26 protein-coding genes are annotated in these 26356 nt (G+C 70.4%); 8 read left to right on the top strand and 18 right to left on the bottom strand.

What is annotated here, in order from left to right:
* Positions 1-8: 8 nt before the first annotated feature.
* Complete coding sequence (locus SSP29_RS02620; RefSeq protein WP_089098796.1) at positions 9-341, top strand: DUF8847 domain-containing protein; 333 nt, start codon at positions 9-11, stop codon at positions 339-341.
* A 114-nt stretch (positions 342-455) separates the two neighbouring features.
* Positions 456-1598 carry a C40 family peptidase gene (locus tag SSP29_RS02615; protein WP_089098795.1) on the top strand — a complete coding sequence of 381 codons (1143 nt, stop codon included), beginning with the start codon at positions 456-458 and terminating at the stop codon, positions 1596-1598.
* Positions 1599-1715: 117 nt separating this feature from the next.
* On the opposite strand, the gene SSP29_RS02610 is transcribed toward SSP29_RS02615, so the two are convergent.
* From SSP29_RS02610 to SSP29_RS02580, 7 genes are all read right to left on the bottom strand, one after another.
* A complete protein-coding gene (locus SSP29_RS02610) occupies positions 1716-2654 on the bottom strand; it encodes an AurF N-oxygenase family protein (RefSeq protein WP_089098794.1) in 939 nt (312 codons plus the stop codon).
* Between the two features lie 124 nt (positions 2655-2778).
* On the bottom strand, positions 2779-4236 hold the full coding sequence (locus tag SSP29_RS02605; RefSeq protein ID WP_089099775.1) for a penicillin-binding transpeptidase domain-containing protein: 1458 nt from the start codon (positions 4234-4236) through the stop codon (positions 2779-2781).
* Positions 4237-4265: 29 nt separating this feature from the next.
* A complete protein-coding gene (locus tag SSP29_RS02600) occupies positions 4266-5627 on the bottom strand; it encodes an FtsW/RodA/SpoVE family cell cycle protein (protein ID WP_089098793.1) in 1362 nt (453 codons plus the stop codon).
* Positions 5628-5670: 43 nt separating this feature from the next.
* Positions 5671-6144 carry an SH3 domain-containing protein gene (locus SSP29_RS02595; protein ID WP_089098792.1) on the bottom strand — a complete coding sequence of 158 codons (474 nt, stop codon included), beginning with the start codon at positions 6142-6144 and terminating at the stop codon, positions 5671-5673.
* A gap of 273 nt (positions 6145-6417) precedes the next feature.
* Positions 6418-7653 (bottom strand): ATP-binding protein, encoded by a 1236-nt coding sequence (locus tag SSP29_RS02590; protein ID WP_089098791.1) that lies wholly within the window; start codon positions 7651-7653, stop codon positions 6418-6420.
* Positions 7650-8396 carry a hypothetical protein gene (locus SSP29_RS02585; protein ID WP_089098790.1) on the bottom strand — a complete coding sequence of 249 codons (747 nt, stop codon included), beginning with the start codon at positions 8394-8396 and terminating at the stop codon, positions 7650-7652. Before SSP29_RS02585 ends, SSP29_RS02590 begins: the two co-directional genes overlap by 4 nt.
* A gap of 121 nt (positions 8397-8517) precedes the next feature.
* The gene (locus SSP29_RS02580; protein WP_150133427.1) at positions 8518-9024 is read right to left on the bottom strand and encodes a protein-tyrosine phosphatase family protein; all 507 of its coding nucleotides are present in this window, start codon (positions 9022-9024) and stop codon (positions 8518-8520) included.
* A 101-nt stretch (positions 9025-9125) separates the two neighbouring features.
* Here SSP29_RS02580 and SSP29_RS02575 point away from each other — a divergent pair, with 101 nt between their 5' ends.
* A complete protein-coding gene (locus tag SSP29_RS02575) occupies positions 9126-9929 on the top strand; it encodes a nuclease-related domain-containing protein (protein ID WP_089098789.1) in 804 nt (267 codons plus the stop codon).
* Between the two features lie 22 nt (positions 9930-9951).
* Here SSP29_RS02575 and ligD read toward each other — a convergent pair whose 3' ends face one another.
* A complete protein-coding gene (gene ligD / locus SSP29_RS02570) occupies positions 9952-10833 on the bottom strand; it encodes a non-homologous end-joining DNA ligase (protein ID WP_089098788.1) in 882 nt (293 codons plus the stop codon).
* A gap of 52 nt (positions 10834-10885) precedes the next feature.
* On the opposite strand from ligD, the gene ku reads away from it, so the two are divergent.
* The 3 genes from ku to SSP29_RS02555 all read left to right on the top strand — a co-directional run bounded on the left by ku (position 10886) and on the right by SSP29_RS02555 (position 14737).
* Positions 10886-12094: a non-homologous end joining protein Ku gene (gene ku / locus SSP29_RS02565; RefSeq protein ID WP_089099773.1), complete on the top strand. Its 1209-nt coding sequence runs from the start codon at positions 10886-10888 to the stop codon at positions 12092-12094.
* Between the two features lie 486 nt (positions 12095-12580).
* A complete protein-coding gene (locus SSP29_RS02560) occupies positions 12581-13063 on the top strand; it encodes a DoxX family protein (RefSeq protein ID WP_245883030.1) in 483 nt (160 codons plus the stop codon).
* Positions 13064-13270: 207 nt separating this feature from the next.
* On the top strand, positions 13271-14737 hold the full coding sequence (locus SSP29_RS02555) for a multicopper oxidase family protein (protein WP_150133424.1): 1467 nt from the start codon (positions 13271-13273) through the stop codon (positions 14735-14737).
* A gap of 158 nt (positions 14738-14895) precedes the next feature.
* On the opposite strand, the gene SSP29_RS02550 is transcribed toward SSP29_RS02555, so the two are convergent.
* Positions 14896-16467 (bottom strand): hypothetical protein, encoded by a 1572-nt coding sequence (locus SSP29_RS02550; RefSeq protein WP_145968838.1) that lies wholly within the window; start codon positions 16465-16467, stop codon positions 14896-14898.
* A 405-nt stretch (positions 16468-16872) separates the two neighbouring features.
* Between SSP29_RS02550 and SSP29_RS02545 the strand changes: the two genes are divergently transcribed.
* Entirely contained in the window at positions 16873-17763 is an 891-nt protein-coding gene (locus tag SSP29_RS02545) for a DUF2207 domain-containing protein (RefSeq protein WP_089098784.1), read from the top strand.
* Between the two features lie 292 nt (positions 17764-18055).
* Here the strand turns inward: SSP29_RS02545 and SSP29_RS02540 are convergent, their stop codons facing one another.
* The 9 genes from SSP29_RS02540 to SSP29_RS02490 all read right to left on the bottom strand — a co-directional run bounded on the left by SSP29_RS02540 (position 18056) and on the right by SSP29_RS02490 (position 24626).
* Complete coding sequence (locus SSP29_RS02540; protein WP_089098783.1) at positions 18056-19075, bottom strand: DNA-directed RNA polymerase subunit alpha; 1020 nt, start codon at positions 19073-19075, stop codon at positions 18056-18058.
* Positions 19076-19557: 482 nt separating this feature from the next.
* On the bottom strand, positions 19558-19971 hold the full coding sequence (locus SSP29_RS02530; protein WP_089098782.1) for a type II toxin-antitoxin system VapC family toxin: 414 nt from the start codon (positions 19969-19971) through the stop codon (positions 19558-19560).
* The gene (locus SSP29_RS02525; RefSeq protein WP_089098781.1) at positions 19968-20231 is read right to left on the bottom strand and encodes a CopG family transcriptional regulator; all 264 of its coding nucleotides are present in this window, start codon (positions 20229-20231) and stop codon (positions 19968-19970) included. The genes SSP29_RS02530 and SSP29_RS02525 overlap by 4 nt, the downstream gene beginning before the upstream one ends.
* Before the next feature lie 257 nt (positions 20232-20488).
* A complete protein-coding gene (locus SSP29_RS59530) occupies positions 20489-21004 on the bottom strand; it encodes an IS5 family transposase (RefSeq protein WP_245883001.1) in 516 nt (171 codons plus the stop codon).
* Positions 20937-21383 (bottom strand): transposase, encoded by a 447-nt coding sequence (locus SSP29_RS59525; RefSeq protein WP_245883000.1) that lies wholly within the window; start codon positions 21381-21383, stop codon positions 20937-20939. Before SSP29_RS59525 ends, SSP29_RS59530 begins: the two co-directional genes overlap by 68 nt.
* 1809 nt (positions 21384-23192) lie before the next feature.
* On the bottom strand, positions 23193-23603 hold the full coding sequence (locus tag SSP29_RS02505; protein ID WP_089098779.1) for a type II toxin-antitoxin system VapC family toxin: 411 nt from the start codon (positions 23601-23603) through the stop codon (positions 23193-23195).
* Positions 23600-23881, bottom strand: a complete 282-nt coding sequence (locus SSP29_RS02500; protein ID WP_089099771.1) for a type II toxin-antitoxin system Phd/YefM family antitoxin — start codon at positions 23879-23881, stop codon at positions 23600-23602. Before SSP29_RS02500 ends, SSP29_RS02505 begins: the two co-directional genes overlap by 4 nt.
* A gap of 68 nt (positions 23882-23949) precedes the next feature.
* Positions 23950-24366: a PIN domain-containing protein gene (locus tag SSP29_RS02495; RefSeq protein ID WP_089098778.1), complete on the bottom strand. Its 417-nt coding sequence runs from the start codon at positions 24364-24366 to the stop codon at positions 23950-23952.
* The gene (locus SSP29_RS02490) at positions 24363-24626 is read right to left on the bottom strand and encodes a CopG family transcriptional regulator (RefSeq protein WP_089098777.1); all 264 of its coding nucleotides are present in this window, start codon (positions 24624-24626) and stop codon (positions 24363-24365) included. The genes SSP29_RS02495 and SSP29_RS02490 overlap by 4 nt, the downstream gene beginning before the upstream one ends.
* A 433-nt stretch (positions 24627-25059) precedes the next feature.
* Here SSP29_RS02490 and SSP29_RS02485 point away from each other — a divergent pair, with 433 nt between their 5' ends.
* Positions 25060-26172: a tyrosine-type recombinase/integrase gene (locus tag SSP29_RS02485; protein WP_245882999.1), complete on the top strand. Its 1113-nt coding sequence runs from the start codon at positions 25060-25062 to the stop codon at positions 26170-26172.
* The last annotated feature ends 184 nt before the right edge of the window (positions 26173-26356 follow it).

Raw genomic sequence — 26356 nt, 5'->3', positions numbered from 1 at the left:
CTGGTGCCGTGAAGAGTCAGGACACTCCCTTCGAGGGCGGCCCCATGGACGGGCGGGTGCTCCCCGTGCTGCTCGGCATGACGGGCCACCCCCCGAAGATCTACCGCATCCCGGTCCCGGACCCGGCCGGCGGGCCGCCCACGGTCCTGGTCTACCGCCGCGTGCCCCGCGGTCAGAGCAAGCGTCTGGGGCTGTCCCAGGGCTGGAAGTACGAGTACGACCCGACGGGCAGGGGCGGCGGGACGGGCGGCGGCAGGCAGAAGTGGCCGTGGTCGAAGCCGGACCCCGCCCCCGCACCGGACGCGAGGCCGCCCGGCGGGCCGGACGACACCGACGGGTGACATGACTACGCCGAATCGCGCACATGCGCCGCGCGGACCACGCATACACGTCTGATTATCACGTGATCATCGCGATGTGGAACGGAGAGACCGTCCCGCATTGGAGGTGATGACGTGCCAGGAAGGTTCCTGCGTCTGGCCTGTACGGCCGCGGTGGCGGCGGCCCAGGCCGTCCTCACGCCCCTGCCCGCACTCGCCGCACCCGACCCCGGGCGGCCGGTCGCCGAGCTGCTGACGGACCTTCAGCAGGCGTACCGGCAGGCCGAACAGGCCACCGAGACCTACAACGCGGCCGCGGAACGGCTGAACCGGCAGCGCACCGAGGTGACCCGGCTGGACGGGGAGCTGGCCGAGGCCCGGCTCTCCCTGCACGGCAGCAAGGACGAGGCGGGCCGGCTGGCCCGGCAGCAGTACCAGAACGCCACCGGGCTCTCCCCGTACCTCCGCCTGCTCCTCGCCCGGGACCCGCAGCACGCGCTCGACGAGGGCCATGTCATCGGCGAGCTGGCGCGCGAGCGGGCGAAGACGGTGGGCCGGCTGGCCGACGACGAGCGGAGGCAGACCGCCCTGACCCGCCGGGCCCGCGAGGCACTCGACACCCGGCTCGCCCTCGCCGAGCAGCAGAAGAAGCAGCGTGACGAGGTACGGGCCCGCCTCTCCGACGTGGAGCGCATGCTGGCCGCCCTCACCCCCGGCCAGCTCACCGCCCTGGCGGACCTGGAGCGGACCGAGACGGCGGACGCCCAGCGGAGCCTCACCACGTCCGGCGCCCTGGGCACCACCACGCCGCCCCCCTCCCCGGAAGGCGACCGCGCGGTGCGCTACGCGGTGCAGCAGCTGGGGAAGCCGTACCAGTGGGGAGCGGCGGGCCCGGCGTCGTACGACTGCTCGGGCCTGACCTCGCAGGCCTGGGACCACGCCGGTACGCCCATCCCGAGGACCAGCCAGGAGCAGTGGGCCGACCTGCCCCACGTCCCCCTGGACAGCCTCCGCCCCGGCGACCTGGTCGTCTACTTCCCCGAGGCCACCCACGTCGCCCTCTACCTCGGCGACGGCAAGGTGGTCCAGGCCCCCCGCCCCGGCGCGAAGATCAAGGTCTCCCCGATCGCCGCCAACCCGATCCTGGGCGCGGTACGGCCTGACTCCAAGGCCCAGCCCCTGGCTCACTACACGCCCCCGACGATCCCGAAGACGGCGACAGAGGGCCCGGACGAAAGCTTCGGAACTCTGCCGCCGACGGCGCCGACTTCTACCTAGGGGCGCGGGGCTGTATCGACATGCGACGCGGACACCTACCAAGGGGCGCGGGGCTGTATCCGATATGCGGCTCCGCCGCGTGGGCGCGACAAGCCCCCACCGGCCCGCACCCGAAACTCAAGCCAGCAGCCCCGAGCTCTTCCACAACCGCCGCCCCGCCCCCCGGAGAACCCCGATGTCATCCAGAAAGTCGGTCAGCCGCTTCGCGCCCGTCTGCATGACCTCCCGCCGATGCCCGCTGGCCCGCACCTGCGCCACGGCCTCCCGCCGGTCCAGCCCCACGTTCGTGTAGACCTCCGGATTGACGAAGGCGACCGAGAACACCCGCGCGAACTCACCGGAGGTGACCCGCGTGAACTCCTGCGACCACCGCGGCGCCGTCACCATCTGCCGGCGCAGCTCCTCGCGGGCGTACCGCACATGCCGGGCCTCCTCGACCACATGGATCCGGGTGACCCCGCGGACCAGCGGCTGGACCCGCTCGTCGGGGAAGGTCAGCCGCTGCATCCAGTCCAGGACCTCCTCGCCCAGCAGAGTGGCCGTGAAGGAGCCGGGGGTCGTGGAGATCGTCTTGAAGAGGCGGCCCAGGTTCTGGTGGGCCCGGCTCACCGGGTACCAGGGCGCGTCACCGCGTGCTATCAGCCGCGCGAACATCTTCGAGTGCCGGCACTCGTCCTCGATCTCGGTCAGCGCGTAGCGCACATGCGCACTCGTCGCCGCCTTGTCGTAGATGTGCCGGACCAGCAGCTGCATCAGGATCAGCTCGAACCAGATGCCCAGCGAGGCCAGTGCGGCGGCCTCGTGCTGGGAGAGCAGGATCCGCTGTTCCTCGGACATCCGCTGCCACATCGGCGTGCCGTACAGCGACACCAGCTCCGGCGGCCAGAACCACTTGCCCTCCTCGAAGGGCGCGTCCCAGTCCAGCTCCTTGTCCGGGTCGAAGGAGTGCTTCGCGGAGGAGACGAGCAGCCGTTCGGCCACCTGCTCGCGGTCCTTGAGCAGGCCGAGCGCGTCCCGCAGTCCGTCGACCGCGTCGGCTTCCGTCAGGGTCGTCATGGCTCCCTCACCTCGTTACCCGGGGGTATGTCGTCGTCCGCTCTTATGAGACCGCCTGTCAGCAAGCCGGTCAATCCCTCGCGCGCGACTTGTTGACTCCGCGTCTACCCCGGTACCGGACCCCTCAGAAGCCGAGCACCGCCCGCATCACCGCCCGGGCGATCGGCGCCGCGTCCCCGCCCCCGCTGATGTCCGAGCGTTCGGCCGCCGCGTCCTCGACCACCACCGCCACCGCGACCTTCGGCTCCAGGTCGTCGTCCGCCTGCGCCCAGGACACGAACCAGGCGTACGGCACCCCGGAGTTGCCGAGGCCGTGCTGCGCGGTGCCGGTCTTGCCGCCGACCGTGGCACCGCGGATCGCCGCGTTCGTGCCGGTGCCCTCCCGGACCACGTCGACCATGAGTTCCTTCATCCGCACGGCCGTCGCGGGACTCATCACCTGCCGCACCTGCCCCGCACCGCCCGTGCCCACCGTCTCACCGGTCCGCCGCACGGTCCGCTCCACCAGATACGGCGGATGCGCGAGCCCCCCGTCCGCCACCGCCGCCGCGACCATCGCCATCTGCAGCGGCGTGGCCCGGGTGTTGTACTGCCCGATCGAGGACAGGGCCAGCTGCGCCTTGTCCACGCTCGTGTCGAAGGTGCTCGGCGCGGCGGTGAACGGGATGCGCAGCCGGGTGTCGTTGAAGCCGAACGCCTCCGCCGTCGCCGTCATGTCCGCCGCCCCCACGTCCACGCCCAGCTTCGCGAAGACCGTGTTGCAGGACCACTCGAAGGCCGCCCGCAGCGAGGCGTCCGCGCAGCCGTCGCCCTCGTTGGTCAGCCGGGTCGTGGTGCCCGGCAGCCGGTAGGGGTCGGGGGAGTCGGTCGGCGCGTCCAGGTCGGTGACCACGCCCGCGTCGAGGGCGGCGGCCGCCGTCACCACCTTGAAGGTCGAGCCCGGCGGATACGTCTGCCGTACCGCCCGGTTGAGCATCGGCTTCTCCGGGTCGCCGTTCAGCCGCGACCAGGCCGCGGTCACCGCCGCGCCGTTGCCGGACAGCTGGGAGGGGTCGTACGACGGGGTGGAGACCAGGGCGAGGATCCGGCCGGTCGCCGGTTCGATCGCGGCCACCGCGCCCTTGCGCGAGCCGAGCCCCCGGTAGGCGGCCTCCTGGGCGTACCGGTTCAGGGTCGTGACGACGTTCCCGCCCGGGTTCACCGCCCGGCCCGTGTCGTTCCACAGCGGGAACGGCGCCAGCATCGGGTCGGTCCCGGAGAGCACTCCGTCCTCGGCGTGCTCCAGGAACGTCGTGCCGTACAGCTGGGAGGCGAAGCCGGTGACCGGGGCGTACAACGGGCCCTGCGGATACGTGCGTTCGTAGCGCAGCTGCTCCCCGCTGTCCCGGGAGCCGGTGACCGGCACACCGCCGACCAGGATGTCGCCGCGGGGGAGGCCGTAACGGGCGATGGAGTTACGGCGGTTGGCGGGGTTGTCGTCGTAACTGCGCGCCAGGACCACCTGGACACGGGCCGCGTTGACGAGGAGGGCGAACAGCAGCAGGGCGCAGAGGGCGCGGGCCCGCCGGACGTACCTGGCCATGCCGCCCCGTCGGCGGCCGTACCCGGTGGTCATGGGGCCACCTGTCCGTCGTAGTGGCGGCGGGCCGAGTCGCTCACCCGGATCAGCAGGGCCACGATCGCCCAGTTGGTGACGACCGAGGAGCCGCCCTGGGCGAGGAACGGCATCGCCATGCCGGTCAGCGGGATCAGCCCGGTCACGCCGCCCGCGATCACGAACACCTGGAGGGCCAGGATCGAGGCGAGCCCGACCGCGAGAAGCCGGCCGAAGGGGTCGCGCAGGGCGAGACCGGCCCGGTAGCCGCGCTCCACGAGCAGACCGTAGAGGAGGAAGATCGCGGAGAGTCCGGCGAGACCGAGTTCCTCGCCCGCCGTGGCCAGGATGAAGTCCGACTTGGCGGCGAAGCCGATGAGGACGGAGTGGCCGAGGCCCAGTCCGGTGCCGAGGACCCCGCCGGCCGCGAACGCGAAGAGCGACTGGGCGAGTTGGTTCGGCCCCTGGCCCGCGTCGATCGAGGCGAAGGGGTGCAGCCAGTCCTCGATACGGCCGTGCACATGCGGCTCCAGACGGCCGACGGCGAGCGCGCCGAACACGGCGAGCAGCAGGCCGACGGCGATCCAGCCGGTGCGCCCGGTGGCCACGTACAGCATCACGACGAAGAGGCCGAAGAAGAGGAGTGAGGTGCCGAGGTCGCGTTCGAGGATCAGGACGCCGACGCTCACCAGCCAGATGGTGACGATCGGGCCGAGCACCCGGCCCGTCGGGAACTGCATGAACCACAGCCGGCGGCCGGCGTAGGCGAGCGCGTTGCGGTTGGCGGCGAGGTACGCGGCGAAGAACACCGCGAGCAGCACCTTCGCGAACTCGCCGGGCTGGATGGAGAATCCGGCGAACCGGATCCAGATCCGGGCCCCGTTGACGGCCGGGAAGAGGATCGGCAGGAGCAGCAGGACGAGCGCGGCGGCGACGCAGACGTACGCGTAGCGCTGGAGCACGCGGTGGTCGCGGAGCATCAGCACGACCAGGATGAAGAGGCCGACGCCCAGGGTGGACCAGACGAGTTGGGCGGGGGCCGCCCGGTCGCCGGGGGTCTGCAGGTCCAGCCGGTAGATCAGGACCAGGCCGATTCCGTTGAGCAGCACGCCGATCGGCAGGGGCAGCGGGTCGGCGTACGGGGCACGCAGGCGTACGGCGAGGTGGGCGACGAGCGCGAGCACCCCGAGGCCGGCGCCGTAACCGGCGGCGCCGGGCGGGACGGTGCCGGTCTTTGCCAGGCCGACCGCGCAGTAGCCGTACACGGAGAGCAGGACGGCCAGCACGATCAGGGCGAGTTCGATGCCACGGCGCCGGGGGAGGCGTACGGCGTAGGTGGGGGTCGCGGTCGCCGCCAGGGTGGTTCCGGCCTTGGTCATGTCCGGAACTTACCCAAATAGCGTGAGTTGCGGGTCTTGCTGGTCAGCACCAGCGTGGCGTGCGCCCGAGGGTGTCGATGTCGCGGGCGGGGCCCCAGGCCCAGGTGCCGTCGGTGAGCAGGTACCAGACGCGGTCGCCGTCGACGGGGTCGCCGGTGGCCCGGCAGTAGATGGAGACCTCCTCGCCGTTCGCGACGAACCGGACCCGCCGGCTGCCCCGCTCCGGCTGGTCGCGCAGCCAGACGCCGTCCCGTGCGGTGACGACGCCCCGGTAGCGGGCGGGGGCGTTGCCCCCTGGGTCGTCGGTGCCGCCGGGGCCGAGGAAGTCGTCGGCGCCGGCGGTGTTGCCGGTGTTGCCGACGCCGTCGAGGTGGTCGGGGTCGTGGGGGTCGCCGTACTGGCCGGTCCCCGGGTCGGCACTGTCCCAGCCGTCGTCGGCGAGGGCGGGCGAGGTGCCGCAGAGGGTGACGAGGGCGGCTATCGCGAAGCCGCGGGTGAGCGTGGAGCGCAGGGGCATGGGGGTCTCCGAACGGGACGGGGTGCAGGTGGATAGGGGAACCTGACTATTCGCCACGTTAGGAGGGGTGTGAGTTGGGCGCCTTTTGCGTTGAGCCGAAGGGGGAGTGACGGAGAGTGGTGCATGTGCCGGCCGGTGGGGGTTGCTCGCGCCCACGCGGCGGTAGCCGCATATCCAATGCAGCCCCGCGCCCCTAAAAGCCCCTTTAGGGGCGCGGGGAACTGCGCGACCAGCCACACACCACCCGCGGCCGCGCGCACCACCCGCATCCCCCTACGGGAGCGTCAGCGTCGCCACCGCCCCGCCATCGATCGCGTTCGCGAACGACAGCCGCGCCCCCAGCACCTCCGCCTGCCCCACCGCGATCGTCAGCCCCAGCCCGTGCCCCTTGGTCCCGCCCTCCGTCCGGAACCGCTGCGGGCCGTGTGCCACCAGGTACTCGGGATAGCCGGCCCCGTGGTCCCGCACGGTGACCTCCTTCCCCTCCACCGTCAGCACCACGGGCCCCCGCCCGTGCCGGTGCGCGTTGGCGATCAGGTTCCCCAGCACCCGCTCCAGCCGCCGCCGGTCGGTCTCCACCCACACGTCCCGTACGACCTTCACCTCGGTCTCCGTCCCGGACGCCCGCACCACCCGCTCGGCCAGCGTGCCCAGCGCCTCCGCGTCGGTCTCCAGCCGCTCCCGGCCCGCGTCGAGGCGGGAGATCTCCAGCAGGTCCTCGGTGAGCGTGCGCAGCGCGGCCACCCGGTCCCGCACCAGTTCCGTCGGCCGCCCCGGAGGCAGCAGTTCCGCCGCCGCGTGCAGCCCCGTCAGCGGCGTCCGCAGCTCGTGCGCCACGTCGGCCGTGAACCGCTGCTCGCTCAGCAGCTTGCTCTGCAGCGACGCGGCCATCCCGTCCAGCGCGGCGGCGACCGCGGCCACCTCGTCCTGCGGGCGGGTCGGGTCCTTGGTCCGGGGGTCGTGCACACGGGCGTCCAGGTCCCCGGCGCTGATCCGCCGGGCCACCTGGGCGGTGCCGTGCAGCCGCCGGGTCACCCGGGTCACCGCGAACGCGCCGACCAGCAGGGTCGCCCCGATGGCGAGCGCCGACGACCAGAGGATGGAGCGGTCCAGGCCGGCGATGGTGCTGGCCTGCTGGGAGTAGTCGACGGCCACCGCGAGCGACCGGTTCCGGTCGGCCGGGCCCGCCGCCCACATCACGGGATGACCGTCGTCCTCGTCCCGGGCGACCATCGTGCCGCGCTCCCCGGTCAGCGCCAGCGCCCGCAGCCGCGGCGGCAGCCCGCGCGGGTCGACGCGGGCGCCCCGCGGCAGCGCGTCGCCCGCCTCGTAGGCGGTCGTCGCCTCCGCCAGCCGGGCCAGCGCCTGATCGCGGGCCTGTGCGACGGTCTGGTCGGTCACCGACACATGCACCAGGACGCCGAGCAGCGCGGCCAGCGCACAGCACATCACCGTGATGAACGCCGCCGACTTCGCCGCGAGCGTCCCGGCCCAGTGCGGGAGCCTCATCGCGCGCCCGCCGAAGCCGATGCCGATGCCGATGCCGATGCCGACGGCACCGGGGTGTGGGTGTGCCGGCCCTTGCCGGTGCGCAGGAACTCGTCCCGGGAGAACACCATCGCCTTGCGCTCCGGGTCCCACGCCCAGGTCGTCCGGTACTCGTACCCGCTGATCCCGGCCGGCGACCGCACGATCACCGTCCGCCCGGCCAGCTCCACGCCGATGATCGCGTCGTTGTCGTCGAGGACCTGCACCAGCCGGTGCTTCGCGACGGTGTACACACGCAGCGCGGTCTGGTTCGTCGGATACAGCCGGAAGCCGAGCGTGAGCTCGTCCCGCCCGTCCCCGGTGAGGTCCCGGTAGTACGGCTTCAGCAGCGGACACCGCGCCCCGCCGCCGCCCGCCGAGCACTCCTTCATCCGGTCCGCGGTCTCGTGGTACGCCCCCGTGGCCCCGTAGTCCGCCGGATCCGAGGCGATCTCCGCCCGTACGACGGCCACCGGATCCACCCCGCGGATGTCGTCGCCGGGAACCGTGATCCCCTTGACGGTCTCCGTGCTGCCCTCGTCGTAGGGCCAGGCCGGGCTGGACGCCGGCCGCAGGTCGGGCCAGAGCTTCGCGGGGCTGATCGCGGTCGGGGCCGCCCCTGCCGCGCGCAGCCCGCCGGAGTCGCCGCAGCCGGCCGCGGTCACCGTCAGCAGCGCGACGGCGGCCGCGGTCACGGCGGCACGGACGGGACGACGGGCTGGCACGCTGCTCCTGGCTCGGCGGGGTCGGTGGGCGGGGGACGGCCCCGTACACCCTATTCGTGGATTCGTAGGGAAGTCCTTTTTGCACCTCGGGGGCGGTGCAGGGGCCGGTGCAGGGGAGAGGCTACTCGGCGAGCTCCTCCAGGAGCCGGGCGGTGGACAGACCGGCCCGCAGATAGGCCACGAACAGTTCGTTGTGCAGCGCCCAGGGCGAGCGCCGGGCCCGCACCAGCCGGATCGCCTCCTCCGTCGTACGCCCCTGGTGCACCAGCGCCTGCGCGACCACGAGCCCGGACCGGTTGTACCCGCTGTAGCAGCGCACCAGCACCGACCGCCCCGTGTCCAGGGCCTCGCTGGCCGCCAGCGCGAGGCGCATCACCCCCGCCAGCTGGGTGCCGTCCAGCGGCCCGTCCGGTATCGGCCACACATGGTGCTCGATCCCGGCGTCCGGACCGTGCCCGGGCAGCCGCAGCAGACTCTGCACCAGGTCGAACTCGTCCCGCACCACGGCGGGCTCCAGCCGCCCCGAAGGCCCCCGGAACTCGTGACCGCCCATCCACAGCCCGGGCAGCACCTCGCTCCAGGGACTGTCCGGAGCCGGCACGTCGTACTGCTCCCCACGGATCCGCACCCGGCGCCTCCCCGCTGCGCGCGCCAACCCCTGTCAAAGGTAGCGGGGTTCTTGCCCCTGGAGCACCCCGCCTGTTCCCATGGTCGAGGGGTGATGACGCAATGAGCGGACTGCGCGTCGTGCCGACCTGGCGGCACGGTCAGGAGCGACTGTACGTATGCCTCACGGACGGAAGGAACATCGCCTGGTACGACCGTGAGGCGGGCCGGGTCAACCTGCTCAGCGAGGAGCGGCGGGACGACGTACTGGAGACCCTGAGGCCGTTCCTGACCGGCTCGGTCACGATCGGGCCGCCACCCGTGCCGACCCCCGCGGAACTGGCGCGGCTGACCCTGCATCCCGACGACGACCTGGCGCCCAACCGCCCCGGCGAGGCGCTGCTGGTCGCGCTCGACCGGGACCCCGGTCCGGCCCACCGTCTGCGCCCCGACCCGCGCCGCCGTTCCCTGACCGCGGAACAGACCGTCGGCGACGCGCTGGACCAGTTGGACGGAGCCGGCTGGCACGCCCTGCACTCCGTCCCGCTGCCCGGCGGCGACCGCCTGCACCACCTGCTGATCGGGCCCGGCGGCCTGTTCTGCGTGTACTCCCTCTACGCCCGCAAGCAGAAGGTCCTGGTCGCCGACCCGATGATCACGCTGGGGCGCCGTGACCCCCAGCCTCTCCTGCGCCGCCTGCGGGCGGACGCCGACCGGGCCTCGTACGCCCTCACGGCGGAGGTCCGTCCGGTCCTGGCCCTGATCGAGCCGGCGGACGTCAGGCTGACGGCCCCGCCGCGCGAGGTCCACATCCTCCGCGACCGGGACCTGGACAGCCTGTCCCGCCTGGGCGGCGTCCTCAAGCCGGCGGACGTGGAGGCCCTGCACGCCATGGCGAGGGACCGCAACACGTGGGCGAGGGTGTAGGGCTCCGCAGGGCGACGGCCCCTCAGGGCAGTGCCGCCGCGCGCTCCGCGTCCAGCAGCGGGGCCAGCAGGTCCCCGTGGTCCTGGACGCGCGGCATGATGTCCCCCGCCCGGAACGCCAGCTGGCCCGCGGCCCGGCACTCCGCGACCTCCTGCCACGTCACCGGCGCCGACACCGTCGGCTCCCGCCGTGCCCGCAGCGTGTACGGCGTGGCCGTCGTCTTCCGTGCCGCGTTCTGGCTCCAGTCCACGAACACCTTCCCCGGCCGCAGACTCCGCGTCATCCGGTGCACCACCAGCCGCGGCATCGCCCGCTCCGCCGCCACGGCCAGCTCCTTCGCGTACTCGCTCACCCGCTCGCTGGACGCCCCCCGCACCGCCGCCAGCAGATGCAGCCCCTTCGAACCGGCCGTCTTGGCATACGCCTCGATCCCGTCCGCCGCCAGCCGCTCCCGGAGCCAGAGCGCGACCTCGCAGCACTGCACCACCGTCGCCGGGGCGCCGGGGTCCAGGTCGAGGACGATCCGGTCGGCCTCGTCCGGTGTCCGCACCAGCCACTGGTGCGTGTGGAACTCGGTGACCAGGTTCGCCGCCCAGATCAGACTCGCGAGGTCCTGCACCAGCACCATCCGGGCCGCCCCATCCGACCGCGGCACCTCGGCGGTCGTGACCCACTCGGGCGTACCCGGCGGCACGTTCTTGGTGAAGAACACCTGGCCTTCAGGACCGTCCGGGTACCGCAGGAAGGACACCGGCCGGTCCCGCAGATGCGGCAGCAGGACCCCGGACGTCGTCGCGTAGTAGTGCAGCAGCTCGCCCTTGGTGAACCCGGTCGCCGGATAGAGCACCTTCTCCAGGTTGCTGAGCGCGACCCTTCGCCCGTCCACCTCCGTGATCGGCGTCATACGATGACAATCTCACACAAAGGTGTACACCCTGGACGGAGGGAAGCCGCACGTGCGATCCATCTGGAACGGCGCGATCTCCTTCGGGCTCGTCAGCATCCCGATCAAGCTGGTGAACGCCACGGAGAGCCACTCGATCTCCTTCCGCCAGGTCCACACCGAGGACAACGGCCGCATCCGCTACCGCAAGTTCTGCGAGCTGGAGGACCGTGAGGTCACCCAGTCGGAGATCGGCAAGGGATACGAGGACGCCGACGGCACGATCGTCCCGATCACCGACGACGACCTGTCCCACCTGCCCATCCCCACCGCCCGCACGATCGAGATCGTCGCGTTCGTCCCCGCCGACCGGATCGATCCGCTCCAGATGGACGCGGCGTACTACCTGGCGGCCTCGGGCGCCCCCGCGGCGAAGCCGTACATCCTCCTGCGGGAGGCCCTGAAGCGCAGCCGCAAGGTGGCCATCGCGAAGTACGCGCTGCGCGGCCGCGAACGCCTCGGCATGCTCCGGGTGGTGGGCGACGCCATCGCCATGCACGGCCTGCTCTGGCCGGACGAGGTGCGCGCTCCCGAGGGTGTCGCCCCCGACGCCGACGTCACCGTCCGCGACAAGGAACTCGACCTCGCGGACGCCCTGATGGACACCCTGGGCGAGGTCGACCTGGAGGACCTGCACGACGAGTACCGGGAGGCCCTGGAGGAGGTCGTCGCCGCGAAGGCGGCCGGCGAGACCCCGCCGGAGGCCCCCGGGCCGGCGCCGGGCGGCAAGGTCCTCGACCTGATGGCGGCCCTGGAGAAGAGCGTGCGGGCGGCGAAGGAGTCGAGGGGGGAGGGCGTGGAGGGCGTGGAGGGCGTGGAGGGCGCGGAGGTCACGCCGCTGCCGAGCACGAGCGGCAAGAGGCCGGGGGCGGCTGCGAAGGAGACGGCGGCCAGGAAGCAGGCGGCGACGAGGACGGCGACGACGACGGCGACGAGGACGGCGACGAAGGCGGCGACGAGGACGGCGACGAGGACGGCGACGGCGACGGCGACGAGGACGGCGACGAGGACGGCGACGAAGGCGGCGACCTCGCCGAAGAGGGCGACGGCGGTGAAGACGACCACCGCGAAGTCTGTGGCGGAGGAGTCCACGGCCAAGAAGTCCGCGGCCAGGAAGTCGACGGCGAAGACATCGGAGGAGAAGAGGGCGGCGGCCAAGAAGACGTCGGCCAAAAAGACGTCGGCCAAAAAGACGGCGTCGGCTCGCAAACGCTCCGCGTGAGAGGCCCCGGCCGGTGGTGCACGGGCATGTATCCGGTGCGCGCCTCCATCCGCCTGACGATCCGTCACCGTGGTTGCCCCTTCGGTGTCGTTCGGATCCTCGTCGCGGCGCCCTGGGCGGTCGTGCCCCCGGGCGGTCGCGTCACCGGGCTGCGCCGTGTCCCCTCGGCCGGGCCGGTTATCGCCGATCGAAATAGTGCATATTTCAACATGTCATTGGTTATGACGACGTGATGGCGCAATGCTGGGTGGTGGGGGAGGGCCCGCCGCAGGGCGGGCAGACCGGCTTGTCCCCACCTGTGAAGGCATTGTCATGCGTGCACTGCATTTCCACCCCTTCGGCAGAACCCATCTCCTGTCACTGACCCAGCTACGCGCCCCTGCGGCCCCCGTCGCCCCCGCCGCGGAGCGCCGCAGGCCCCCCGATCAGCCCAGGACCGCCTCGGGCCCGCCGGGCGGGACGCACGCCGCCGGTCCGGTTGCCCGGCTGTCCGCCGCCGAGTGCGGGCTGCTGCTGATCAGGCTGACCTTCGGGCTGCTGATCGCCGGTCACGGTGCGCAGAAGCTGTTCGGCATCTTCGGCGGGCCGGGCCTGGCGGCGACCGGCAGAAGCTTCGACACCCTCGGCTACCACCCCGGCAAGCTCTTCGCCGTGATCGGAGGCCTCTCCGAACTCGCCGGAGGCCTCGGTCTGGCCGTCGGCCTGTTCACTCCGCTAGCGGCCGCCGCCGTCATCGGCGTGATGATCAACGCCATGGCGACCGTGAGCGGCGCGCACGGCCTGTGGATCCAGAACGGCGGAGTCGAGTACAGCGTCGCCATCTGCGTCGTCGCCTTCGCCCTCGCCGCCATCGGCCCGGGCCGGCTGTCCGTCGACCGGTTCTTCCCCTGGCGTTCGGACGGCTGGCCCGCCGCCGCCGTCGCGCTCGGTCTGGGCGGCATCGGTGCCGCGATCGCACTGAGCATCTGAACATCTGAGCAGCGGGACTGCCGCCATCCGTGTGGAAGCCCGGCCGACCGGAGTGGTTGCCGCCGCCGCGTGCGCGTGGCACGCCGAACGGCCGGCCCGCCCCTCCTACATTTCTCCTGCATTCCGGCCGTACATCCCGGCCCCGCCGGGCGTGGCACCGCCGTCCGGTCGCTCGGTTCTTCTGGGAGAGATGTGACCCGGTCCCGCATGCGTTCCTCGCCGGCCCTGCCGGTCGCCGGCCTGCTCCTCGCCACCGGCTGGCTGGCCGGCTGCGGGGACCTGACACCTGCCGGAGACCCCATCGGCACCCGGCAGCCCGCGCCGGAGGCCGGCCACCGCCCCGCGGCCGGACCACGGCTGCAGGACCCGCCGGAACTGGTCAGCCACGACGGCCTCCTCAAGGCGGCCATCGTGGTGGAACGCCGCAAGGTGCAGGTCGGCGACCGGCACCTGTACGCCACCACCTACAACGGGGCGTACATGCCGCCCACACTGCGCGTACGGCCCGGCGACCGCATCGACCTGACCATGACCAACCGAATCGCCGACGACACCAACGTGCACACGCACGGTCTGCACGTCTCCCCGCGCAGCCCCTCCGACGACGTCTTCATCGCCCTCAAGTACAACCAGTCGTACCACTACTCGTACCGGTTGCCGTTCAACCATCCGACCGGCACGTTCTGGTACCACTCGCACGCGGACATGATGTCCGCGCAGCAGGTCGCCGGCGGCGAGTCGGGGGTCATCATCGTCGAGGGCCTCCAGCAGCACCTGCCCCCGTCCCTGCGGGGCATCACCGAACACACCATCGCGTTCAAGGACTTCCAGGTCGAAGGCGACTCGATCAAGACGCACCCCCTCAAGATCGGGGCGCCCACGAACCGCACCGTCAACGGCCGGCAGAACCCGGTGATCGACATCAGGCCGGGGGAGACCCAGCTCTGGCGGCTCGCCAACATCGGCGCCAACATCTACTACAAGCTGCACCTCCCCGGCTTCCGCTTCCGTGTGATCGCCCAGGACGGCATCCCCGTCCGCAAGGCGTACGACCGGGACACGCTCGTGATCGCGGCCGGGGCGCGGTTCGACGTCCTGGTCCAGGGCGGCAGGCCCGGCACCACGCGCCTGGAGACCCTCAAGTACGACACCGGCCCGGCCGGAAACAAGTTCCCCCGGGCCGACCTCGCCACCGTCGTCACCGGCGGCACGCCCGTGCGCCGCGCCGTCCTGCCGACCGGCATCGCCCCGCACGAGGACCTGAGCAACGCGAGGATCGCGGCCCGCAGGACCGTCGTCCTCACGGAGAACAAGGCGGGCACGAAGTTCTACATCAACGGCCGGCTGTACGACCCGCACCGGATCGACTTCACCGGCACCCTCGACACCGTCGAGGAGTGGACCATCCGCAACGACTCCGACGAGATCCACTCCTTCCACATCCACACCAACGACTTCCAGCTGATGAGCATCGACGGGAAGCCCCAGGACCCTGCCCACGGCTGGTACGACACCATCGACGTGCCCGTGCGCGGCAAGGCGGTCATCCGCATGCACTACACCGACTTCACCGGGAAGACCGTGGTGCACTGCCACATCCTCAACCACGAGGACATGGGGATGATGGCCGTCCTGGACATCGTCGCGCCCCGCGGGGACTCGCCCGGCAAGTGACCGTTCGCGCCGGGCGGCGGTCCGATGCGGCCGACGCGGCCACGCTGGTGGCGCCGCGAACCCGGCAGCGGTCCCGCCACCAGCCGCCCACCGCCAAGGCCCCGACCCCGGCGTGACGGCTACGGCGTGACGGCTAGGGCATGACGGCTAGGGCGTCCTCATCCGATGGCGTATGCCCGGTACACCGTCTCCACCGAACGGTCCCCGGCGGCGTCCGTCACCTCGGAGCGCAGGGCGACGGCGCCGGAGGCCGGGTTGTGGACGGCGGCCTGCCAGGTCGTGCCGGAGTGCTTGACGGTCGCCGACTTCCAGGTCTTGCCGCCGTCGGCGGACGACCAGACCCGGACGGACTTGGCGGTCACCTTGGTGAGCTTCAGGTCGGGGCCCTGGGAGCCGTGCCCGGCACTGACGTCGACGGTCGTGGTGCTGTCCGGTGCGGCCTGGTTGTGGCTGTTCAGCCCGGTGGGCAGGAACCGGGTCAGGAAGACGGGTGCGACCAACGACTTGTCCGGGTCGGCCTTGAAGTACCAGTCGAGGGTGGCGCGCGGCGACAGCATGCCGGTGGGGAAGGTGATCCCCGGCCGGTAGCGACGGGCGTCGACGGTCAGCCGGTACCAGCCGGCCGAGCGGACGGCACCGGAGAACTCGGCGTCGCCGGTACCCCAGTTGGTCAGGGTCTTCTTCTTGATGGTGGTGCTTCCCTTGGAGAGCACCACCGTCTCCTTCGTCGGGTCGGCCCCGCTGGTGCCGACGTCGGGGTCGCCGATCAGGGCGTCCGGAATGAAGGTGACGGACTTGTCCCCGAGCATCGGCAGGTAGTGCAGTGGACTCCACACGGCCCGGCCGAAGGACTGGGTGACACTCTGTCCCGCCGTCAGCGTCCTGACCTTCGGGAATCCGCCGCTGACACCTTCGCCGTCGCTCGCGGTGATGTTGTCGCGCGGCTGCCAGGTCCCGGGAGTCACATGGACGGTGGCGCTGTACGGTGCGTCGTCGTCGCGGACGTCGGCCATCAGGTCGGTCGTGCAGTCGTCGACCTTCGGCACCGCCTGGACCGCGGTGCCGGTCTGACGGCCCATCTGCGTACCGCTGCGTACCGAGAAGCGCACCGTCGCCAGCTTCGACCGCTTGAACGACCCACCGGGCGAGGTCGGAATGCCGGTGCTGTTCTTCACGGCGACGTAGCTGTCGTCGCCCGACCACTGCGCCAGGTACCCGAACTGCAGCAGCTTGGAGGAGTTCGGGATGGCGTAGAGGGCCCCCTCGTCGTTCCAGCCGCCCGCGCTGTAGGCGGAAGGCATGTCGCCGACACCGGCTGCGCACACCTGCGCGCTGATCCGCGCCGGGCCGGTCACGTCGGCGGGCGTGTCGAGCGAGACCTTGACGGCCTTGCCCTTGCGCGCGTCGAGCGTCACCGACTTGCTGCCCGACACCTGTACGACCTGGGCGCCGATGGTGTCGGTGCCCAGCCCCTCCGTGGCGCTCTCGTAGATGTCGGTCATCGCGATGTAGCGCCCCGACGGCAGGCTGAGCCGTTTGCCGGACTTGACGCTGTACGTCTGACCGGACGACACCGCGACGACGGTGACCGTCGTCGAGACCTTCCCACCGTGCCGCCCCAGCGTGGTGACGGTCAGCGACCCCGACGCCGCCCGCGCGGAAGCGGCGGAGACAACCAACGGCACCAGCGCGGCCACCCCGACGAAAGCGAGCGATCTCCGTCGCACCATCATCAACTCCCCCTCGAACCCCCGAAGTCAGCCAATCATAGGTGTGCCACGGACATGACAGACCAGGTAGGGGGCCTCCGCCTGATCAAGCCGCGGCAAGGAAGGATCACGTGGTCACCGGCACACGCGAAGAGCTGGCGCAGACAGGGATACGACGTGCAGTGTCGCGCGTCCGCGGACGTGCTGTCAGCTCCTTGTGCCGGCGCGCGCCTGGCTAAGCGAGGGCACTCCCGCGTGGTGCCGGGGCGAACGGGACCGGCGAGCGTGTCCCGCCCGGCAGGCCCAGCGCCGACGCCGTGCCGAAGCAGGCACCGCCGCGCGCGGCCTACGCGGTCATGGGCATTGATGGTGGCTCGTTGTGTGCGAGCGGACTGGGCAAGCAGCGGGCCGGGGATACTGACCCGCATGACGGACTGGCTCATACTCGTCGGCTGTCTGGTGATCGCGTTGACGGCCATGGCGGTCGACGGCATCGGGCGCGCGAATGCCGAAGACGCCCGGCTGGAAGCGTTCGTGGCCGAAGACCGCCGCAGCGCGTTCGTCGAGCCGGACACCGTGGAACGACTCGGTCCGGTGGAGTTGGGCTGTCTGAGCGGCTCGGGCTCTAGGTCGGCGAAGCAGGGGGCAGTGGCCAGACTGGTGGCCGATGGCGTGCTCCACCGCTTGCCGCCCGACGGGCCCGGGCCCCAGCGTTGGGTCGCCCGCGGCCGGTTGCCCGAGGACGCCGACGAGTTCGAACGCGAGCTGTGGACCGCGGCGGCACCGGGCCGGGCCCACTCCGTCGGCCGGCGGGGCCACTACTTGTGGGCCCTGCCGGATCCCGTGGGCCTCGCGCGTGCGGCGGAGGCGCGGTTGATCAGCGAAGGCTATGCGCGGCAGCCGGGAGAACTCCTTCCCAGCGGCGGGCAGCGGCACCGGGGTCGGTGGTCGACGGCTGCCGCGGCGCTGGCGGTGCCGGCGGTGACCGTACTGCTCCTCGACCATGCCTGGATCCGAGCCGTGCTGGCGCTGCTCATCGGCGCGTTCACGCTGGGGGCGGCGTCGAATTCGAGCGACTCGATCCTCCCGCGGAGGCTGCCCGCCAGAACCGCCAACGGGGAGCTGCTGCTCCACCTGGCGCGTGAACGGTTCGCGGACCTGAATCCGGCGACGCGTCCGGCGTCGAAGGCGTACGACCCCCGCACGGTGCGCATGGCGGTCGCGCTCTTCGGCGCCACGGTACTCGAACGCATCGACGACGGGATCCTGGCCGACTGGCACAAGCCGACGGCCGATCCCGACGGCCCCGGAGAGTGATCCCGAGCCGTCCTGCGCTGCCCCCACTGCAGGGAACCCGGCTTCGGGTCGCTTGCGTCGGACCGGCCGGGGTGACGGCCGCAGCGGGCAGACCGGAAGCCGACGCCCGCCGACCGGCCAAGTCACGGTCCGTATGTGAGACACCGGAGCCGCGCCGCGCTGCTGCCGGCTGCCATCGCCAGGGATGTGCGCGGGCCCGGCCCGGCCGAGGCCTCACTTCGGGCAGGGAACAGTGTTGAGGTTCTCCTGTCCCTGTCCGCGAAGTGTCTCCAAGGCCGGCGGAGCGCAGCGTTCAGTACTGCTCGGTCTCCACGAAGCCCGCGTCCGCGTCGTCGGCGCCGAAGGCGTCGGCGGCGGCGATCGGGTTGAATCCGGGCGGGCTGTCCTTGAGGCCGAGGCCCATGCCGGCGAGCTTTTCCTTGACCTCGTCGATGGACTTCGCACCGAAGTTGCGGATGTCCAGGAGGTCCGCCTCGGAGCGCGCGATCAGTTCGCCCACCGAGTGGACGCCCTCGCGCTTGAGGCAGTTGTAGGAGCGGACCGTGAGCTCCAGCTCCTCGATCGGCAGTGCCATGTCGGCGGCGAGGGCGGCGTCCGTGGGGGTCGGGCCCATGTCGATGCCCTCGGCGTCGATGTTCAGCTCACGGGCGAGACCGAACAGCTCGACCAGGGTCTTGCCGGCGGAGGCCATGGCGTCACGCGGACGCATCGCCTGCTTGGTCTCGACGTCGACGATCAGCTTGTCGAAGTCGGTGCGCTGCTCGACACGGGTCGCCTCGACCTTGTACGTGACCTTCAGCACCGGCGAGTAGATGGAGTCGACCGGGATACGGCCGATCTCCTGGCCCACCTGCTTGTTCTGCACGGCGGAGACGTAACCGCGGCCACGCTCGACCGTCAGCTCCATCTCCAGCTTGCCCTTGCCGTTGAGCGTGGCCAGGACGAGGTCGGGGTTGTGCACCTCGACACCGGCCGGCGGCGCGATGTCGGCGGCGGTGACCAGACCCGGACCCTGCTTGCGCAGGTACATCACGACCGGCTCGTCGTGCTCGCTGCTCACGACGAGCTGCTTGATGTTGAGGATCAGGTCGGTGACGTCCTCCTTGACGCCCGGCACGGTGGTGAACTCGTGCAGCACGCCGTCGATCCGGATCGACGTGACAGCCGCGCCGGGGATCGAGGACAGGAGGGTACGGCGAAGGGAGTTGCCGAGGGTGTAGCCGAAGCCCGGCTCCAGCGGCTCGATCACGAACCGGGAACGGAACTCGTCGACGACCTCTTCGGTCAGGGACGGACGCTGAGCGATCAGCACGAGGTGTTGCCTCCAGAGGTTCGGCGCCCGCTGTATGACGCCATAGACCCTATGAAGGGTACGTGCCACAGGGCCTCAGCAGGCCGAACCCTCTGCCTCCAACCCGGTGAGGTGCCTTGTCGTTCCTCGATCCGGCGGCCTCGGCCAAGCGGCGGAACAGCATGGCGGACGCGTTGGCGAGTGTCGTTCCCGTCCTGGTCAAACCGACGCGGGGGCGGCCTGCCCCGGACGCGCTCCGGCGGGCGCTGCGTTCGTACGTCCTGCCGGTTCCTCGACGGGGCCGGGAGCGGCCGGAGCAGATTGCCACGGCCGTTCGGTGGATCGAGAAAGCGTCGCCACCGGCGGGGAACTCCAGGAGATCGCCCGGGCGTAACCCTTCCGGCGTCAGATTGGGGCCGGATCGAGTTGGCGGAGACCCGGCCCACGGCTGGAAAGGCATCGGAGGCCGTTTGTCGGGCGCGCACCGCTCTCGGTTGCCGGCGTCAGACTTTGATGACGGTGATGCGAGAGCCGCACAGGGCGGTGAGATCCTCGGGGTCTGAGGTGAGGACCGTCGCCGGACCGGGGGCGGCGAGGGCTGTGGCGCCGAGTATGGCGTCGACGGCGTACTTGTGGCCGTGCAGGCCGGCGTCGGCGAGGAGGGTGGCGGCGTGACGGGCGATGGGCTCGGTGACCGGCTCGATGACGAGGCGGGACAGGGTCCATTCCAGGGCCGGGCGGTTGATCCGCGGGTGGATCACTTCCACGAGGGTGGCCGCGGAAGTGATCACCCGCAGGTCGTCGGCGCGGGCGAGGGCGAGCCAGCCGGTGACCGTACGGTCGCGCAGTACGGCCTTGGTCAGCCCTTCGCTGTCGAGAACCAGGGTGCCGCCAGGGATGGCGGGGGACGGGGTCACGCGGCGCTCGCCCCGCCTTGGGTCTGTTGCTCTCGGGCTTCGTGGAGTTGGTCGCGCAGGGCCTGGATCTCTTCGTCGGTGACGGGGCCGTGTTCGGCCTCCGCGACCGTGATGAGTTCGTTGAGGTTGTCCCGCTCGATCTGACGGGCAACGGCCGCGGCGACGTAAGCGGACAGTCCGGAGGGACCGCTGCGGGCTTTGGCTGCTTCGGCGATGTCGCGCGGCATGGTGATCGAGTATTTGCCGGTAGGCTCGCTCATGCTACGTATCCTACCTTGAATCCTCCCGGCGGCTTCGTGGAGCTGGAAGGGAGATGTGCCTGCGCTGCGTGCTCTGACGTGAGCTCCAGTCCGGGCTCCCAGAAAGCGGTGCTGACCTGTCACAAGGCCCGTCAAGATCATTGCGTTGTCATTGCGTGATCACTGTCATGGGGTTGCATCGAGCCGCATCCGCCTGCGCATACAAAAAGACCCCGCACTCAGCCGACTAGCTGGCGGCGGGGTCTTTAGACGTCATTTCAGTTGGTGAGTCGGCGGTGGCATATGAGGGTCGCGGCGATGGCGGTGAAGGCGAGGAAGTGTTCCGGCTTCCGCTCGTAGCGGCGGTGGAGGCGCTGGCAGCCGGACAGCCAGGACGCCGTCCGCTCTACGACCCAGCGGTGCCGGCCCAGGCGCCGGGACGACTCGATGCCCTTGCGGGCGAGGCGGTGCCGGATGCCGCGGGAGGACAGTCGGCGCCGCAGGTGCCGGTAGTCGTATCCCTTGTCCCCGTGCAGTTTGCCGGGCCTGCGGCGTCGTGGGCCGCGGCGTGAGCGGATGGGCGGGATGCCGCGGACCAGCGGGATCAGGGCCTGGCTGTCGTGGAGGTTCGCCGCGGAGATGCCGATCGACAGAGGCAGCCCACGGCGGTCCATGATGAGGTGGATTTTTGACCCTTCTTGCCGCGGTCGGTCGGATTCGGTCCCGTCAGCTGCCCCCTTTGAGGGCCCGGACGCTGACCGAGTCGATCGCGCAACGCGACCAGTCCAGACCACCTCGGGAACCGAGTTCGTCCAGGACCAGGCGGTGGAGTTTGGCCCACACACGGGCCTCGGTCCACTCGGTGAACCGGCGGAAGGCGGTTACCCCCGACAGCCCGAAGCCCGGCGGCAGTTGGTTCCAGGTGCAGCCCGAGGTCGCGACGAAGATGATCGCGGCCAGCACCTCACGGTCCCCTCGCCGACGATGTCCACCGCCCTGCGGGCGTTCCGGAGCCGGCGAGACCACCCGCTGGAACAACTCCCACAGGTCTTCCGGCGCCAGCCGTGCGACAAGCGCAGCAGTCATCACCTCAGACTGCCGCAAGATCACGCCAACTGAATTGGCTTCTAAATAGGGGTCGTCCCGGAACGGACACGCGATGAGGAGGTTCACCTTCTCCGACGCCTGGCCTTTTACACTTTCGCCGTCACACAGCGTGAGAGATGACGTGAGAAAGACAAATGAAATGCTGCGTATGCGTATGTATGGGCCCCCACGCCCCCTTGTGCTCCGTGCGGTGCTTATCACCACGCTCGTCGTGCAGTCGGCTGTGCTCATCGCCCAGGACTCGCAGATCGACAATCTGCGGACGCAGCACGTCGACCTCGAGACGCAAAGCGTCGTAGCCGGCCCCTCCGGCCCGCCAGGCCCGTCGGGTCCGGCTGGCCCTGCCGGCCCGCCAGGAAGAAACGGGCAGGATGGGAGGAACGGGCAGGAGGGCAGGAACGGGCAGGAGGGGAGACCTGGCAAGGATGGCAAGGACGGCAAGGACGGCAAGGACGCTGTTGCCACTCCAAGGCCTACCGTCACCGTCACCCTGCACAGCTGATCCCCGCGGTCACCATGGGGACGTCAAGGACGGGGCTCTCTCGGGCATTTCCTCCGCCACGCTGGATGTTCAACCAGCGTATAACCGGACGGGGATACTTGCGGTTGCGGCCGGCCATACACGACGAATCGCGATACCAGCCCGGTACTCCGCGGACGAGCGCGTATGCCGCGTGTCGGGAACGCGTCTGCGGGCCCCCTGGTCCCTACCTTTCCAACGTCCCCGCGGGATCTGGTGCGCTAGTGGTGCGAGTCGCCCTTCCTCCATCAACTTCCGCGGGGTGGCCATCGGTCGAGCAGCCTCTAGTGCCGCCTCGGGGCCTTGGGCGGCGCTCATCCTCGCTCGCGCTTCGCCTCGATGACGGGCTTCACTGCCTCCGTGCGGTGATCGACAAGCTCGCGGCGTCCGGGGCCGTTCTGGGGCAGGCGCGCGACGAGGAGGACAGCCTCTGTCCACTCCTTTCCATTTAAACCTTTCCGTCACGTAGCGTGAGGGACGACGTGAGAAACGTAAAAGAGAAACTGCTTAAGTGGCGCCCCCTCGGGCTTGGTGCCGCCCTGATCATCGCGCTTGTCGCACAGTCGACCGCGCTCGTCACCCATCAAATGCAGATCGACGATATGTGGGCACGGAACGTCCAGCTCCAGACGCACGGCGTCGAGGTGGGCCCTTCCGGTCCGCCAGGCCGCTCCGGTCCCCCCGGTCCGCCCGGCCCCGCCGGTCCGCCGGGCAGAAACGGGACGGACGGGCGGGCCGGGAGAGGCGGGGACGATGGGGACGATGGGCCCAATGGGAGGATGGGGCGTCACGGAAGAAACGGTGTAGTGCTGGCACCCAAGTAACAACGCCGTTCTTCCGTCGCGGCGTGGCGTCCACACGTGAGTGTGTCGCGTGTATCGCAGATGGTGCGTGGACGCTGAGAGACAGTGAAAAAGGGCGGGAGTCAGTGAGACTGACTCCCGCCCTTTCATGTCGGCATTCGCACTGGTCAGAGCATGATTCTTGCTGGCTGACCGGCGAGTGCCCCCGGCAGGATTCGAACCTGCGCACACGGCTCCGGAGGCCGGGCAGTTCCCAGGCGTTTTAGCAGGTCAGCGGCTTGACTGACTAACTGTCAGGCTCGTCGTCCCGCGCATGTCCCGCGAAAGTGAAATGCCCTGCTTTTCTGTCTTGTCTTAGTTGTCACCTGGTGCCCGTCGGCCGCGGTGGTGCCGCCGAACAGACGGATCCTGTCCGTTGAGTCACGGTGCGCCCCGACGGTCTGTAGTCATTCTTCGGCTGGCTGCTTCGGCCGGCCGCGCCCCGTGTTGGGCAGGCCCTCCTGAGGGAGGGGCTTGACGGGTCCGTTGGGCGAGCGAGTTGCTCCGGCTCCATCATGCAGGTGCAAGATGCGGCAGTCCGAGTGCTGCGACAGCGTCCGCCAGCTCCTTGTCGTAGGTGACGAAACCGTCCAGCTCTCGGTGCAGAGGGACGGCTGTTGCCAGGTGAATGGCGTCCAGAGTGCCGAGTCTTTGCACCTCGAAACCGGCAGCGCGGGCCAGAACGTCGTCACCGAGGATGATCTGGTCTATCCCGGTGAGCGTATTGCCGACCAGGAACGGCACTCGCTGCCGATCGACACCAGCTCGCCGGAACGTGCGCGCGATCTCAACCCCGGCCAGCTGGGAGGTCACGAGACGACCGTCGATGCCCAGTCCTGCCCGCCAGCTGCGAAGCGCCTGCGTCTCTGCCTCCTGCTGTACGAACTTCAGCAGAGCGCAGGTGTCCATGTAGTAGAGGCTCAACGCGTGCGCTCCCGGTCGCGCTCGGCGATCAGCGCATCCGACAGCGAAGGCAGCTCGGCCAGATCGCCGATCAGCTCGGGCAGTGTGCCTGGATTCACCGCGCGACGCACCTGGCCGGTCGCAATCAGCTGGTCCAGGGCCGATGTGGGCTCTTCGGCGGGGGACATGCGGATGACAGGCTTGCCGTGCTCAGTGACGACGAGCGTCTCACCTGCGCGAACCCTCGCTGTGACTTTCGACGGATGGTGGTTCAGCTCTCCGAGCGGGATGGTCTCCATGCGATAAAGGTACACAAAAAATGTGTACAACGGGAAGCTGAAGTGAGACGGGTCTTCTGCGGGCAGGATCAAACTTTGATCACGGTGGCCCGTCCGCCGCATAGCGCGGTCAGGACCTCGGGGTCCGAGGTGAGGATGGTGACGGGGCCGGGGGCGGCCAGTGCCGTGGCGCTGAGCATGGCGTCGATGGCGTACTTGTGGCCGTGCAGGCCGGCGTCGGCGAGGAGGGCGGCGGCGTGACGGGCAATGGGCTCGGTGACCGGTTCGATGACGAGGCGGGAGAGGGCCCACTCCAGGGCCGGGCGGTTGATCCGGGGGTGGACCACTTCCACGAGGGTGGCCGCGGAAGTGATCACCCGCAGGTCGTCGGCGCGAGCGAGGGCGAGCCAGCCGGTGACGGTGCGGTCGCGAAGGACGGCCTTGGCCGGCCCTTCGCTATCGAGGACCAGGGTGCCGCCGGGGGTAGCGGCGGAGGAGCGGGTCATGCGGTGTTCGCCCCGCCTTGCGTTGGCTGCTGGCGGGCCTGGTGGAGCTGGTCGCGTAGGGCCTGGATCTCTTCGTCGGTGATGGGCCCGTGCTCGGCCTCGGCGACCTGGATGAGCTCGTTGAGATTGTCCCGCTCGATCTGGCGCGCGACGGCGGCGGCGACGTAGGCAGACAGACCTGAAGGGCCGCTGCGGGCCTTGGCGGCTTCGGCGATGTCGCGGGGCATGGTGATCGAGTATTTGCCGGTACGACCACTCATGCTAGCTATCCTACCTCTGATCCTCCCTGGTCGAGTGGAGCTGGCGCAGGGAACCGTAGAGTCGCTCGCTGCGGATGGCTCCATCCTTGTCTGGGGGTGCGCAGAGGGGACCGCAGCGCCGTCGTTGCTGCTGAGGCTTGATGTGGGCATCCAGGACGTTCACCTGAACAGAAAGGTGGTGGACGTCATGAGGAACTCGAAATCTCAGGCGCGCGGCGTCCCCGGGAGGAGGCGAGGCCGGAGGGCCGTGGCTGGCCGACGCTCAGGGGGTGCTACGGACGTCAGGGCGCTGACCGATGACCTTGGTGCCGCGCTCCTCCGCGTTGTTCGGCCAGGCTCTGCGGATAAGCCGCCTGTGGGGACCAGTCATGGTTCGCCGCAAGGGCGCGCGGCCGGGGTCAGCTGGTACGCCTTTGCTCTGGAGTACATGGAGATGAGGTGGCCCCTGATCGCGGCGAAGACCCGGGACGAGATCAACGACGCACTGTGTGCTATCACCCAGGCGATGCTCCGGGACGTGCGGGGCCGTCCGAGCGATGAGCTGCTGCGACGGGCGATGCGGGGCTGGGCGTTCGTCTTCCCGCGGCCGGAGCCGCGTGAGATGCCGGCTGATGTCCGGTTGGCTCTGCGCTGGGTGGCTGGAGCCTCACGCCCGCTGGCCGATCTGATGGATCCGGCCGTGATGCGGTCCGTGCTGACAGCCCTGCGGCTCAAGAAGGATGGCGCGGTCGCAGCGGCCGAGACGCAGCGGCACAAGCACAAGGTCATGGTCAACGCCGTGCGGTATGCCGTCGAGCAGCACAGATTGCCCGCCGACCCGCTTGCTCCCATCAAGTGGAGCGTGGCTGAGACTGCTGACCAAGTCGACCCGCGGGTGGTCGCCAACCCCAGTCAGGCGCGTTCCCTGCTGTGCGCGGTCTCCTACGTCGGCGGTTTCCGGCGGGCGCGCGGACGGCGGCTGGTCGGGCTGTTCGCCGGGATGTACTACGCCGGGCTTCGGCCCGCCGAAGCGGTAGCGGTGACTTTGCCCAACTGTGTGCTGCCTGCCGAGGGCTGGGGCCAGGTGACCCTGCACCGCACCCTGCCGCAGGCGGGCAGGCGGTGGACCGACACCGGAAGAGCCCATGACGAGCGCGGTCTCAAGAGCCGTCCAGCCGACGACACTCGGCCCGTACCGTTGCCGCCCGAGCTGGTGTCGCTCTGGCGGGAGAGCATAGACACCTTCGGCACCGCGGACGACGGGCGGCTGTTCTTCAACGAGCGCGACGGCATCGTCGGGTCCAGTGCCTACGATCGCGTCTGGCACGAGGCCCGTGAACTTGCCCTCTCGCCGGACCTGGTGCGCTCGCTGCTGGCAGGCCGTCCTTATGACCTGCGGCACTCGGCTTTGTCCACCTGGCTCAACGCTGGCGTCGATCCCGCCGAGGTTGCCGAACGCGCAGGCAACAGCGTTGAGGTCCTCATGACCTGCTACGCCAAGTGCCTGTATGGACGGCAAGCGATCGCCAGCCAGCGCATCGAAAGGCTGTTGCGCGAGTACGGGTAAGCCCGCTTCGGGTGGCATCTCGGATGTCGCCGCCGGTAGCGAAGTGCTTCGTGCCTTCGGGCCGTGGGATGTCAACGCATTCGACTCACCCGCAGAGTTGGAGGAGCAGGGCGCCCCATGCCCAGTCAAGGGCCTGACCACCCGTCGTGAATCAGGCCCCTGACCTGGTGTTTACCTAGTCGAT

The sequence above is a fragment of the Streptomyces hyaluromycini genome, from assembly GCF_002217755.1.
Taxonomy (GTDB): domain Bacteria; phylum Actinomycetota; class Actinomycetes; order Streptomycetales; family Streptomycetaceae; genus Streptomyces; species Streptomyces hyaluromycini.
This window is presented reverse-complemented; position numbering and strand designations above follow the sequence as displayed.

Coding starts and splice junctions, on each gene's coding strand:
- SSP29_RS02610 (WP_089098794.1), bottom strand. CDS start 2,654: ATGACGACCCTGACGGAAGCCGACGCGGTCGACGGACTGCGGGACGCG.
- SSP29_RS02605 (WP_089099775.1), bottom strand. CDS start 4,236: ATGGCCAGGTACGTCCGGCGGGCCCGCGCCCTCTGCGCCCTGCTGCTG.
- SSP29_RS02600 (WP_089098793.1), bottom strand. CDS start 5,627: ATGACCAAGGCCGGAACCACCCTGGCGGCGACCGCGACCCCCACCTAC.
- SSP29_RS02595 (WP_089098792.1), bottom strand. CDS start 6,144: ATGCCCCTGCGCTCCACGCTCACCCGCGGCTTCGCGATAGCCGCCCTC.
- SSP29_RS02590 (WP_089098791.1), bottom strand. CDS start 7,653: ATGAGGCTCCCGCACTGGGCCGGGACGCTCGCGGCGAAGTCGGCGGCG.
- SSP29_RS02575 (WP_089098789.1), top strand. CDS start 9,126: ATGAGCGGACTGCGCGTCGTGCCGACCTGGCGGCACGGTCAGGAGCGA.
- ligD (WP_089098788.1), bottom strand. CDS start 10,833: ATGACGCCGATCACGGAGGTGGACGGGCGAAGGGTCGCGCTCAGCAAC.
- SSP29_RS02555 (WP_150133424.1), top strand. CDS start 13,271: ATGCGTTCCTCGCCGGCCCTGCCGGTCGCCGGCCTGCTCCTCGCCACC.
- SSP29_RS02550 (WP_145968838.1), bottom strand. CDS start 16,467: ATGGTGCGACGGAGATCGCTCGCTTTCGTCGGGGTGGCCGCGCTGGTG.
- SSP29_RS02545 (WP_089098784.1), top strand. CDS start 16,873: ATGACGGACTGGCTCATACTCGTCGGCTGTCTGGTGATCGCGTTGACG.
- SSP29_RS02525 (WP_089098781.1), bottom strand. CDS start 20,231: ATGAGCGAGCCTACCGGCAAATACTCGATCACCATGCCGCGCGACATC.
- SSP29_RS02500 (WP_089099771.1), bottom strand. CDS start 23,881: ATGGAGACCATCCCGCTCGGAGAGCTGAACCACCATCCGTCGAAAGTC.
- SSP29_RS02495 (WP_089098778.1), bottom strand. CDS start 24,366: ATGACCCGCTCCTCCGCCGCTACCCCCGGCGGCACCCTGGTCCTCGAT.
- SSP29_RS02490 (WP_089098777.1), bottom strand. CDS start 24,626: ATGAGTGGTCGTACCGGCAAATACTCGATCACCATGCCCCGCGACATC.
- SSP29_RS02485 (WP_245882999.1), top strand. CDS start 25,060: ATGAGGTGGCCCCTGATCGCGGCGAAGACCCGGGACGAGATCAACGAC.